This is a genomic window from Paenibacillus sp. N3/727 (assembly GCF_022637315.1).
In the GTDB taxonomy this organism is placed as follows: Bacteria; Bacillota; Bacilli; order Paenibacillales; family Paenibacillaceae; genus Paenibacillus_AQ; species Paenibacillus_AQ uliginis.
On record NZ_CP093336.1, the window covers coordinates 1,869,820 to 1,883,364 of the forward strand.

At 45.6% G+C, this 13,545-nt stretch carries 7 protein-coding genes and 1 pseudogene; 7 read left to right on the plus strand and 1 reads right to left on the minus strand.

What is annotated here, in order from left to right; all coding sequences use genetic code 11:
- Positions 1-158: 158 nt before the first annotated feature.
- A complete protein-coding gene (locus MNQ98_RS08160; RefSeq protein ID WP_241932731.1) occupies positions 159-3,155 on the plus strand; it encodes an efflux RND transporter permease subunit in 2,997 nt (998 codons plus the stop codon).
- Between the two features lie 196 nt (positions 3,156-3,351).
- On the opposite strand, the gene MNQ98_RS08165 is transcribed toward MNQ98_RS08160, so the two are convergent.
- The gene (locus MNQ98_RS08165) at positions 3,352-4,047 is read right to left on the minus strand and encodes a 4'-phosphopantetheinyl transferase family protein (protein ID WP_241932732.1); all 696 of its coding nucleotides are present in this window, start codon (positions 4,045-4,047) and stop codon (positions 3,352-3,354) included.
- Between the two features lie 468 nt (positions 4,048-4,515).
- Here MNQ98_RS08165 and MNQ98_RS08170 point away from each other — a divergent pair.
- The 6 genes and pseudogenes from MNQ98_RS08170 to MNQ98_RS08195 form a co-directional block, all read left to right on the plus strand.
- Positions 4,516-4,884: pseudogene (locus tag MNQ98_RS08170) on the plus strand (sigma-70 family RNA polymerase sigma factor); the annotation flags it as partial.
- A gap of 365 nt (positions 4,885-5,249) precedes the next feature.
- Positions 5,250-6,428, plus strand: coding sequence for an ROK family transcriptional regulator (locus MNQ98_RS08175; RefSeq protein ID WP_208915165.1), 1,179 nt, complete (start codon positions 5,250-5,252; stop codon positions 6,426-6,428).
- A 440-nt stretch (positions 6,429-6,868) separates the two neighbouring features.
- Complete coding sequence (locus MNQ98_RS08180; RefSeq protein WP_241932733.1) at positions 6,869-7,954, plus strand: extracellular solute-binding protein; 1,086 nt, start codon at positions 6,869-6,871, stop codon at positions 7,952-7,954.
- 57 nt (positions 7,955-8,011) lie between these two features.
- Entirely contained in the window at positions 8,012-9,091 is a 1,080-nt protein-coding gene (locus MNQ98_RS08185) for an ABC transporter ATP-binding protein (RefSeq protein WP_241932734.1), read from the plus strand.
- Between the two features lie 14 nt (positions 9,092-9,105).
- Positions 9,106-10,833 (plus strand): ABC transporter permease, encoded by a 1,728-nt coding sequence (locus tag MNQ98_RS08190; protein WP_241932735.1) that lies wholly within the window; start codon positions 9,106-9,108, stop codon positions 10,831-10,833.
- Positions 10,834-10,948: 115 nt separating this feature from the next.
- Complete coding sequence (locus MNQ98_RS08195; RefSeq protein ID WP_241932736.1) at positions 10,949-13,489, plus strand: NEW3 domain-containing protein; 2,541 nt, start codon at positions 10,949-10,951, stop codon at positions 13,487-13,489.
- Positions 13,490-13,545: the final 56 nt, after the last annotated feature.

Sequence of the window (13,545 nt, forward strand, 5' to 3'; positions counted from 1 at the left end):
CAAACAAGTCAATGCATTTACAGTATTTTGAATAAAAAGTTATCATTGACTTAAGTGTATTGTGGTATATAATACAATTGTCGATACATAATTTGGTAAAAATTAAATTAATTCTACTTTAAGGAGCTAAAAGGATGCACAGAATCACGAAATGGGCTATGGCGAACAAAGCAGCAATTCTGGTTATCGTTTTTTTAAGTTTGCTTGTCGGCATTTTCAGCTACTCTAAAATGCCAAGGGAATTACAACCTTCGATGGAAGTATCTACAATTAGCATCACGACAGTGGGACAATCCATGGATTCAAATTCGATGCTGGTATCTGCGACGGAACCGATTGAGAGAGCGGTAGCAAATGTGAAGGGGCAATCCTCTGTAATATCTACTACCGGGGACGGTTACTCCCAGGTCACGATAAAGTTCCAACTCGGAATTAAGATGAAAGAAGCTGTTGCCGAAACAGAAAAAATCGTAAACGGGCTTCAGCTTCCAGCAGGGGTAAGCAAGCCTTATATTTATCAACCCAGTACGGACAGCATGCCGGTTTCTATCCTGGGAATCGGATTATCTGAACAAATGTCATCTACAGGAATGGATAAAATTAATAACGAAATCATCCCCCGATTACAGAAGATCACAGATGTAGGAAGCATTCGAAATACTGGTGGTGTTATGCAAAATGTGATTATTCGTGTAGACCCAGGTGAATTGAGTAAGCATAAAATATCAATGGAAAGTCTGATGAGCCTGTTAAATGGTCAAAATTTAGTCGTGTCCTTAGGCAGCCATGTTGTGGATAACACAGCAGTATCCCTTAAAGTTGTCGGCAACTTAAATGACTTACAATCGCTCGGGGAACTTAATGTTGCGGCTGATGTTAAACTAAGCGATGTTGCAAAGATCAGCCTTTCTAAAGATACAAAGACGATGACTCATTTAAATGGTCAAGATGGCGTTGTTCTTTTAGTGAACAAGGTTGCAGGCGGGAATGCTGTAGAGGTTGGAAAGAATATAGCATCTGAAATTAAGAAAATGAACGAGGATTACAAGGGCGACATCGAGACATCCCTTGTTTGGTCGAGCGACTCCTTTATTACAGGTTCTGTTAATAGTATGATGCGTGAGGTACTGCTGGGTACTTTGTTCGCAACCTTGATTATCTTTCTGTTCTTGAGAAATTGGAGAATGACACTTATTACAATTATCAGCATACCATTGTCGCTGGCAATTACTTTATTCTTTTTATCGTTATCAGGTATAAGTTTGAACGTAATTACTATCGGCGGTATTGCTGTTGCGATCGGACGATTAGTAGATGACAGTATTGTCGTTATCGAAAACCTATACCGCAGGTCACAGACAGAAGGCTATACCAAAGACGTTATTATCGACTCGGTTAAAGATGTCGCAGGAGCTATCACACTTTCAACCTTGACCTCCGTTTGTGTATTCTTGCCGCTTGGATTGGTTAAAGGCTTGTCCGCGATGATTCTGCCCTTTGCTCTAACAGTAACCTATTCTTTATTGGCTTCTTTATTTGTTGCTATAACGGTAGTCCCATTGTTAGGTCATAGTTTCATGAAGAATGTCAAGCCAAAGAAGCATAAGCAGGTGAAATCGTATCAGGCCGTGTTAAAATGGACTTTAAATCACAAATTTATCACACTTGCAGCAACCTTTGTTCTATTAATTGGTTCTATCGTAGCTTATGGGGTTATACCTAAAGGCACGATAAATAATAACGATACCTCGCAGATTGATATCAACCTGACTCTTCCAAGCGATACCCCTTATGAAACCGTCAAACAAACTGCACTTCAACTAGAAGATTTGGTAAGGCAGCAACCAGAAACCAAGCATGAATTTATTCATTTAGGTGTTAGCGAAGAGGACCTGAAATTGGGATCTGTTCAGTCACCGACATCCATTGCATTTACCATCTTCTTAAAAGAGGATGCGAATGCAGATCATTTAATAGACAAAATTATTACCTTCAAAGATCAGTACCCGAATGCTGATTTTGAATATACGGAATCAAGCGGATTGAGTTCAGCAAATAATGCTATCGTTCTTGATCTTTCAGGAAGTCATCAGGAGGATTTGGAAACAGCAGCTAAGAGTGTTACTGAAGCACTGAACCCAATTGAGGGAATTCAAAAAATCAGCACTAATCTGACAGAGAAAAAAACAATCTATAATATTAATGTGGATCCTGGCACAACGAATGTTTCAAATCTGGCAATGCAATTAAATATGCAGTTGAATCAAATACCAATCGGTTCGATGATATTGGATGGAATTGCGACACCGATTTTATTGGATATAACGAATCCATTGCAAACCGGAGACAACCTGCAAGATTTGAAAGTGATTGGAAAGACAGGTGAGATTGCATTAAGTGAAGTTGCGAAAATTGAAAAAACGGAGCAACAATCTACGATTCTTAGGAAGAACAGTCATGATTTCATTCGTATCACAGCTACTGTAGATGGAAGTAAATTAAGTACCATTAACAATCAAATTGCCTTGGAAACCTCGTCGCTTAAGCTGCCTGATGGAGTCTCCTTGGATATAGGCGGAGCAGGGGCACAGCAGAGTGTGGATACCAATAACTTATTCACAGCTATGATCGTTTCGATTGGCATTATTTATTTACTTTTAGTCATTATGTTTAAGAATCTAAGAATGCCATTTGTTATTCTTTTCTCATTGCCATTCGCAGCGGTTGGTTCAATACTGGGTTTGATTATTAGTAGAATACCCGTAGATACGTTTGCCCTGATAGGCGCATTGATGCTGATAGGAATTGTAGTCACAAATGCAATTGTTTTGCTGGACCGGGTGAAACAGAACGAAAAAACAATGATCATACGAGAGGCTCTAATCGAAGCAGGAAATGTCAGACTTCGTCCAATCCTGATGACGGCTGCGGCTACCATATTTGCACTTCTGCCGGTGCTCTTTTCGAAACCGGAGCTTGGCAGTATCGTTTCAAAAGGCTTGGCAGTCGTCGTAGTTGGCGGATTGGCGGTATCAACATTACTGACCTTGGTAGTCGTACCTGTAATATATGAAGCTTTTTTCTTCCGGAAATCTAAACGACAACGGTTGAATAACATTAATACGAGCGTAGAACAAGATCAGATAAATATGTAAGTAACGAAGCAAAAGGTGTCGATACTGCCTCCTGACGGGGAGAGTATCGACACCTTTTCTTTAGAAGCAGGTAATAAAGTAAAATATATATTACGCAAAATTTTCTAACTGGGCTGTTCCTTTTTTAGGAAGACCGTCGAGAGGCAGATTAAACAGTCAATGTTGGATTTTTAGTTTTGAGCCTGGTCTATATGTATTATATTTTTGCTGAAAATTGTTTTATAAGCTCATCACATGACTTTATCAATACAATAGAAGGTGAGTTTTGGGATAACGAACATAAGGATAGTTTGTAATCCGGATCGATATCGTATTGAGTGAAAAAGACACAAGGCGCCTCTTCTTGAGAGGTAAGTTTAAATACACCATTGTCGCACTGGATACTAAACGAGTTTAGATCTTGAGATAACCCTTTTCCGATATATTTAATATAGCTCTCTTTAAGGGTCCACAAGTCATAAAAATATGATAATTGCTCAATCGAAGGTTTTCTGATTAGATCGGCATACTCGTTTTTTGAAAAAAAGCATTCTGCTGTTGAAAGATCGAAAGGCTGGATTTTTTCAATATCAATGCCTATTGGGTTCGAATCGATGGCGAGTACAACCCAATGACCGGAATGGGATATATTAAAATGAAATGGTTCAGGATGTACTAGAAATGGCTTACCGTAACAATTGGAATTAAATTGGATGCAGTTATTTGGAATTTGATACATCTCCATTACAGATGTTCGAACTAATAATTCACCAAATAGTGTTCTTAACGCATCTTCGTATCGCCGAAATGAACGAATCTTAGCTTGTTTCTCCACTGGGAGATGATCCAATAATATACGAAAAGTATTAGAGCTAAGCTTGTTATTAAATTCTATTGCGATAATTTGCGGCATATTCTCATCCCCTTAGAAAAAGATTAGCTAGCATGGATTCTATCTGGAAAAAATAAGGACTATGTATGTTTTTATGTAAAATGAACTTCTCCCATCTTAACATAATAGATTGCGGACAACTAGGGCCTTACATTGTTTGGGATGAACGGCTTAGGAAGTATATTAGATTTAATTATTTCTGTTATGGATAAATGCAGACTTATAGTAAACAGGTGAAACATAGACTTGTTCCGTTACGACATCAGCCAATGTTTCTCCGGGCAATGAGTGATCTTGCATATCATACAAGGATAACGAGTGGATAAAAAGCTTACTACCGATTTAATAGGGATGGTAATTGCCAATTGAGCTGTATTCTCAAGCGGCAGGAGGTGTTTTCTCAATGCTAAAATGTTAAGTTAACCCTTTAATAAGATCGACGTGTAAAAAAGTCTGCTTAAAGTTATGGATTCATAGATCGGATAACAACTGACATCGCATCGTGTCCATAACCTCAAAAAATTCGATAATACGGGCGAGGATCTGGAAGATCTGATTTCGATCGGAACGATCGGTCTGATTAAGGCAATAGAGAGCTTTCGACCAAACAAAGGGACGAAGCTTGCGACATTTGCCGCGCGTTGTATAGAAAATGAGATACTAATGCATCTTCGTTCCCTGAAGAAGACCCGCAAGGACGTATCTCTTCACGATCCGATTGGAACGGATAAAGAGGGCAATGAAATCACATTGATAGATATCCTTGGCTCAGAGGCTGATGATATTGTGGATGCGGTGCAGTTGAAGATTGAAAAAAGCAAGATTTACCGTAATCTGGACATTTTGGACGACCGGGAAGTTGTATCATGAGTTTTATAAGGCGAAAAGGTAGAGTGTCGATTTTAATATGATCCTACAAAGAACGCCTAAAGCACCTGCGTCTTAACTGAGCAGATACTTTAGGCGTTTTAAACGGTAATTATAATGGGTGTGCCTTTCCGTCAGTTCTTCCTAACTTACTGTACTTGTCAATAACACATGTAAGTTATTGGAACGGGCAAGATATTCACCCAGATAACGTAAAAAGGTATAAATATGGGAAGATGAAGAAAATTATTGTTGACAATTTGGAAGCGCATACAATAAAATATTTCCAATAAGACTTTGTTAATAATTTTAACTAACTTAATTTTAACTAACTTAACAAAAGGGGGGACTACTTATTGATTGACAAAGGCCAAACGGGAAACGCCAAGCTGGTGAAGCATATTAACCGAGAAGGCATCCTTCATCAGTTGAAAGAAAACCCCCGGGTATCAAGAGCTGATTTGGCGAAATTAACGGAATTAAGCCGTCCGTGCGTATCAGCTCTCGTTGACGAGATGATTACGGAAGGCCTAATTAGCGAAGTCGGCGTGGGAGAATCAAAGGGCGGCAGGAAGCCTATCCTCCTCGAATATAACTTTCAAGCTTATGGTGTTATTGGTGCGGTATTCGAAGGAAGCACTCTGCAGCTGGCTATAGCCAATTTGAAAGGGGAGCTGCTGATTCAACGCACGACCAGCTTACCTCATCCGATGAATGGCGAGATGGCCATCCAGAGCATCAGGCAAGGGCTTGCGGCCCTGCTATTTGAAAGCGGATTCGATAAAGAACGACTGCTTGGTATGGGCCTGGGCTTGCCGGGCATAACCCAGCGAAGCGCCGGAACGGTAAGCTACGCTCCCAGTACGGGATGGATGGGGCTGCCGGTGCAGCAGGAGATCGAAGAAATCTTAGGGCTGCCCGTGGTCATTGAGAATGACGTGAACCTGATGACGCTTGGTGAATTTCATAAGGGCATAGGCGTCGGGCATACCAATCTGGTATATATGTATGCGGGCACTGGGATTGGCGCCGGAATTATCATCGATGGTCAGCTGTATCGCGGAGCCAACGAGGCGAGCGGGGAGATTGGGTACATGATGGTTGGTCCGGTCGGTAATCAGACCAAGGGAGAATATGGCGTATTCGAGCGCAATTACTCCGTATGGGCCATTTACGACAAAGCCAAAGGCATTCTTCCTTCAATTGATGAGAGATCGAGCATCGTTAAGCAAATTGTTGATCAGGCGAATCGAGGGGGGAAACAAGCTCAGGCACTGCTCGACGATATCTGTCGGCACTGGACCTATGGCATTGCCAATCTAACAAGTGTGATGGATCCAGCGCTATTGATTCTTAGCGGAGAAATGATGCATATCGGGGACGAGGGGATTTATAAAATACAACAATGGTTAAACGACTGGGTTCCTTCCGCTCCTCAGATTAAGATGGCCTCGCTAGGCGATCAGGCTGGACTCATTGGGGCCATTCATTGCACGCTGGAGGCGTTCCCATCCACTCCTAAATTTCAAAGATAATTCAATGCTTTTGCTGCGATCTGTACAAACGCAAAGTCTTGAGAAATACAAATTTCACAACAACACCACCTACTAGATTTTTACTTCGAATGCTTACTCTTCTTCTAAGTGTATACACACCTTCTGAGTTCATAATTCATGACTTCTAAGGTACTTCTAAGTACTTCAGACTGACTTCCAAAATTGACAATCAGCTTCAACGGAATTTCTACTTGCCTGAAGAGTTCAGGATTCTCCAGATTACTTTTGATTCACTTACCAATCAGTCACCCTTGAATAGGAGAACATTTTTTGTTCATAAGCTGTACAGACGCGGCTGTGATATGTCCTATATGTTCATTTGATCAAGTCCCGGCTAAGATTCATTTCGTCTAACGAAGATGAATTCATGCGATACAGCAAGATCAACGAAGAAAATTTTAAATTTAGGGGGTCAATTCATGGAAATGTCGAAGGGAAAGGCAAAAAAGTGGTTGATAGGAACAGTCCTCAGCATTGCAATGCTGACGGTCACAGCCTGTGGTGGAAGCACTTCTGAAGGCGGTAAAAATTCAGGAGATAAGGGTTCCGAGAAGCAGAAGCTGGTCATTTATACAGCTAGAGATAAGAACATCGTGGATGAAATTATTCCGAAGTTCGAAGAGCAAAATCCGGGAATGGAAGTCGAAGTTCTCACCATGGGGGCGCAGCAAATATTGGAGCGCGTTCGTGGGGAGAAGGCGAACCCGCAGGCGGATTTCTGGTGGGGCGGCACGCAATCGGCGCTGATGACGGCTGCGGATGAAGATCTGCTCGAAAGCGCAAAGCCGAGCTTCGCCGATAGCATTCCTGCAATGTACAAAGACAGCCAGGATCGCTGGTACGGTGAGATGCTGCTGCCGGAAGTAATTATGTATAACTCCACAGCGTTGAAAAAGGAAGATGCTCCAAAAGATTGGGATGATCTGCTGGATCCGAAATATAAAGACAAAATTATTATTCGCGGCGTGCTCGCTTCCGGAACGATGAGAACGATTTACTCCTCGATGATTTTCCGTCAAGATGCTAACGATCCTGCCAAAGGATACGACTGGCTGAAGAAGCTCGACGCGAATACGAAGGAATATGCGCAAGACCCGACCAACCTGTACCTGAAGCTGGGACGAGAGGAAGGCACGCTTTCGCTGTGGAACCTACAGGACATTATGCTCCAGAAGGAGCTGCAGAAGCAGCCGTTCGACTTTATTTATCCTGCTAGCGGCGCACCGATTTTGGTTGATGGTGTCGGGGTTGTCAAGGGCGCGAAAAACAAGGATGCGGCAATGAAATTTTACGAGTTCCTCTTCGATTCCAAGCTGCGAGTTGAGCTTGCAGAGAAGCTATATCAAATCCCGACACGTACAGACATCAGCAAAGATACGCTTCCGACATGGTTACAAGGGTTGGAACTGAAACCGCTTACGATCGATTGGGCGGTCATGGCTCAGAAAGAAAAAGAATGGATGCAGCATTGGGACGAGAACATTAAGGGAAAAGGTTCCAAATAATGCATTCAGGCGGAGGAGCTCCTCCGCCTGAACATTTTACTTAAGGGGGAAACCGACTTGATAGAGGTCATACTGGATCAGGTAAATAAACAATTCGGAAACGTCAAGGGTGTTACAGACGTTAACATTCGGATTCAACCGGGGGAATTCTTCACCTTTCTCGGACCGAGCGGTTGTGGCAAAACAACGACGCTGCGGATGATCGCAGGATTCTATTATCCGAGCGAGGGCCGCATCATGTTCGGTGATCAGGATGTCACCACGCTTCCCCCGAACAAGCGAAATACGGGAATGGTATTTCAAAACTATGCGTTATTTCCGCACATGACCGTTTTTGAAAATATCGCATTCGGTCTGCAGGTAAGAAAAATCCCTAAATCCGAAATCGTGCAGCGTGTCGAACGCGCGCAGAAGCAAGTTCATTTGGAAGGCTACGGCAGCCGCCGTATCGATCAACTGTCCGGAGGCCAGCAGCAGCGGGTTGCCCTGGCTCGTGCACTTGTTATCGAGCCGCAAATCCTACTCTTGGATGAACCGCTATCGAACTTGGATGCGAAGCTTAGAGAAGAAACGAGAATTGAAATTAAGAGACTTCAACTGGAACTGGGAATTACCACAATCTATGTGACGCACGATCAGGCTGAAGCGATGGCGATGTCTGACCGGATCATGGTTATGCAGGGTGGTGTTGTCCAGCAGATTGGAAGTCCAGAAGAAATATATTATCGCCCGGTCAACCGGTTTGTCGCTTCCTTTATCGGGGAGTCCAATCTGTGGGAAGGAACCGTAGAACGAATCGAAGGCAACGAAGCGGTCGTTCGTATCGCTCCGGGCCTTAGTGTGAGAGGGTTGATTGCGAATGCCTCGCCGAATTACAAGCTAGAAGCGGGCAAGAGCGTGGCTATATCCATACGTCCGGAATCGGTTCGTGAGGCTCTGCAAGGAGAGTCCGGCGACAATGTAGTTAACGGTAACGTGGTAATTTCTGAATTTACGGGCGTAAGCGTGAACTATGTATCGCAGGTGGCAGACCAGCAGCTGAAAGCGATGTTCGTCAATCAAGGGCATCGAGTGCGCGGACGCGGGGAAGAAATCTCCCTGTTCATTCCGAAAGAAAGCATCTATTTCTTGGGATAGAGAGGGGATGAATTATGTTAACCAAAATATCCAAAGCACCCAAAACACCTAAGCTTAGAACAAGTTCATTCACGCAATCGCCCTATTTTGTCTATGTCTTGGTAGCACCGCTGTTTCTAGTGCTCTTGGCTTACGTCGTATATCCGTTGTTCCAAACGTTCATCCAAAGTATCCAGGTAGAGGACAAATTTTCGGTCGCCAACTACTTCCGGTTTTTTAGCTTGGAGCATACGTCCAATCTGGAGGCACTCTGGACCAGTATTTATATTTCTGTCTTAAGCGTAATCACCTGTGCGATCGTTGGTGTTGCGATGGCCTTCCTGTTGGAGCGCTACGAGTTCCCCGGCCGGAAAATACTGGCCGTCCTCGTCCTCGTTCCGATGGCATTGCCGCCGCTTGTCGGTGTATTGTCGTTTACGTTTTTGTACGGCGAAAGCGGCATTATCCCGAGAGCACTAAAAGCGCTGCTTCATCTCGATCAGGTGCCGTTTTTCTTGAAGGGCATTTGGGGTGTGCTCGTAGTACATACCTTCACGATGTACACGTACTTTTATATGACGGCTTCCTCTGCGATCCGTGGTCTCGATCCGTCCTTGGAGGAGGCGGCAGCGAGTCTTGGCGCAGGACGACTCTATATATGGCGGCGTATCATTTTGCCAATGCTGACACCGGCGCTGGTCGCATCGTCGCTGCTCGTCTTCATGATCGCGATGGCTTCCTATACGGCTCCGCTCATCTTTGGCATCGAGCGGACGATGACGATGCAGATTTATTTGTCCCGGACGAACGGCAATCTGGATATGGCTGCGGCGCAGTCCACGATCTTGTCCGTCGTTTCGATTTTGTTCCTGCTTGTGATGCGCTGGTATCAAGGGTTGCGCAATTATCAGAACATGAGTAAAGGGATCAGCGTCCATCGCACGGAAGTGAAAAGCGCCGTAGGCAAGTACGTCGCGATGATCCTGTCTATCATTGGTGTAATCGTTCTGCTGCTTCCTATTTTCGTGCTCGTTCTCATTTCACTTTCGACGAACGGCACGTGGACGACGCAAATCCTTCCGCCAGAATACACGCTTGAGCATTACGTGAAGCTGTTTACCGACAGCAAAACGTGGCGACCAATTGCAAACAGCTTCCAGATGAGCTTCGTGGCGACAATCGGCAATGTCATCTTCGGCGTCGCTGCCGCGTATGCCATGGTTCGCTTGAAATTTAAAGGAAAGACGCTGCTTGACGTGCTCATCATGCTTCCATGGGCTCTGCCGGGAACCGTTGTTGCGGTTAACCTGATTGCCGCCTTCAGCGAGCCTACTATATTCAGCTTCAACCAAGTGCTGATCGGCAGCTTCTGGATTCTTCCTTTGGCGTATTTTGTCCGGCATTTACCACTTGTGTTCCGATCCACTTCGGCGACACTGGTTCAGATGGACGCATCGGTCGAGGAGGCAGCTCGCAACTTGGGCGCATCCTGGTGGTACAGCTTCAGGCGGGTTGTGTTTCCAATGGCGCTAAGTGGCATTCTAGCGGGGACGCTGCTCGCGTTCGTACAGGGCATCGGAGAATTCGTATCATCCATCCTGCTCTTCACCGCAAAGAGTACGCCGCTTTCCGTCGAGATTTTCCAGCGGATGTATTCATTTGAGTTTGGTACAGCTTGTGCGTACGGTGTGCTGCAAATTACCCTGATCATCATCGTGCTCTTCATTTCGCGAAAAATAACGGGCGACAGCACGGCCGTGTAAGTAACGGTCATTTCGTGGGAACACCTAGGGGTTCATCATCCACGTCATGATATACAGCGGGGAAACTGGCCATTTCCAGCTGAAAAAAACATTCCACCATTATAGGAGGGATTTGATGATCAAAGGTAAGTCGACTCTAAAGTTGTGTTCCATTGTTATGAGCACGGTTCTGGCAAGCAGTGTGCTGTTGTCCACGCAAGCTCATCCCGCGTATGCGGATCGGGGAGTTGTCGATCTGTGGAAGTCGATTAAACCGCTGACGACGATTGCCAACGCAATGAACACGGGGGCTCATCCGGATGATGAGCACAGCGCGACCTTGGCGTATCTTTCCTTGGGAAGAGGGGTTAACACCTCCAGCGTGATCGCTGTCCGAGGAGAAGGAGGACAGAACGAAATCGGGAGCGAGCTGGGGCAAGCCCTCGGCATTATTCGCACCCACGAACTGCAGGAAGCTTCCAAGATCACGAATGTGACGCTCGGAATGCTTGGCGAGCAGCTGGATGACCCGATTTTCGATTTCGGGTTCTCTAAGAGCGTGGAAGAGACGCTGGAGAAATGGGGCGAATCGGTCGCTTACGAACGATTGATTCGGAAAATTCGCGAGCTGCGCCCGGATGTAATCATTCCTTCGTTTTTGAATGAAAACTCTACACACGGACATCACCGGACGATCAACGTGCTTACTGTTCGGGCGTTTAAGGATGCGGCGAATCCAGACATTTTTCCTGAACATTTGCAAAAAGGGCTTCAGCCTTGGCAGATCAAGAAGCTGTACCTGCCTGCCAGCTCTAAGGACTATACCGTGAAAGCGCCGGTCGGGGAATACAATGAAACTTATGGGGCTTCTTATCTTCAGCTTGGAGAAGAATCCCGCTTCATGCATAAGAGCCAAGGCATGGGAAGGGTGTATGATGAGGGCCCTGTGCAAGGGGACAATTACTACAAGCTCGACTTGAGCACGGTGAAATCGAAGGAGAAAGAGAACGACTTCTTCGACGGCATTGCATTCACCTTCGAGGATTTGGCGAAAGAGATCGATGCGAAGGGCAAAGACAACAAGGTCGTCAAGGATTTGCGCACCTTGCAAAAGGACGCGAATGAAGTCGTTGCCGCTTATCCGAGCTTCTCCAAAGTACTGAAAGAAGTGCATGAAATGAAAGCAGACGTACAGATGGCGCTGGCCGATGTTAAGGCATCCGGCTTAGAGGCGGCGACCAAGGAGGATCTGCTCCACCGGCTTCATGTCAAAGAAGAGCAGTTGAACAAAGCGAGCATGGAATCGGCGTCCGTCGTGGCGAAGGTGAAGCCGGAAGCGAGTGAGCTTGTTGCCGGTCAAACGACGAAGGTCGTCGTATCAGCTTTCAATGGCGGTTCCACGAAATTAGGCAAGATCAACCTGAGCTTGAACGTACCTGCAGGCTGGACGGCGAAGCCGGTTGGAGTGACTAGCTTCGATGAGTTAAGCTACAACGAGACGCTATCAGCCACCTTCGAGGTGACGATTCCTGCGGACGCGCCACTGTTCAAGCCTTATGACCCTTCGGTATTCAACGCGAAGGTGGAATATCAGGCGTTCAATACGGCAACGACATTGAACGTTACGCCGCAAAATGCAGTAGCGGTATTGCCACCGTACTCGATGTCGCTCAGCCCGAGCGCAACGATTCTGAATACGCTTAAGCCGGGAGAGCCGATTCCGGTGAAGGTTACGGTGCGCAATTATACGCCAGGCGCTTCCAAAGCATCGGTGTCACTGAACGTACCGGAAGGCTGGACGGCTGAGCCAGCGGTTGAAGAAGTGAGCTTTGCCGCTAAGGGCGAAACGAAGTCCGTCGCATTTACGGTCAAAGCTGCTTCGAACGTCGTGCCTGGCAAATTTGCCGTGACGGCTGTTGCGAAAAACGGCAATGTACAAAGTACGCAGGGTGCACAGATCATCGAGTATCCGCATATCGGAAAGACGTACATGGTACAACCGGCCGAGCTCAAAATCCAAGCCTTTGACCTGAAGGTTCCGGACAAATTGAAGGTAGGTTACGTATCCAGCGGCTTCGATAACATCGATCAATATTTGAGTCAAGTGGGCATCGATGTCGTAAAGCTGGAAGCGAAGGAGATCCAATCCGGGGATCTTTCGCAATATGACACGATCGTGCTTGGAATTCGCGCATACGCATTCCGTCCGGAATTGATTCCGAGCAATCAGCGTCTATTGAACTATGTCAAAAATGGCGGCAACCTCGTTGTTCAATATCATAAGCCGGAAGACAAATGGTCCCCGGATCTTGCACCGTATCCGATCAAGATCGGATCGCCGCTTATTCAGTGGCGTGTAACGGACGAGAATTCCAAAGTGACGATGCTGGTACCGGATCACCCGATGTTCAATGCCCCAAACAAGATTACGGATCAGGATTGGAACAACTGGATTCAAGACCGCTCTGCCTACAATCCGTCGGAATGGGGCAAGGAATATACGGCGCTCATTTCGAACGGGGATCCGGGCGAGAAGGAGTTTACGGGCACATTCCTGACGGCGCATTATGGCAAAGGAATCTATACTTACAGTTCATTGGTCTGGTATCGCGAGATTCCAGCTTTAGTTCCAGGCTCCATTCGCATGTTCGTAAATATGATTAGTCAACATCAGTAAAGTTCGCTTTTGATCACGAAGTGACCTTTTTAACATGTAAGCTAGCTCAACATCAC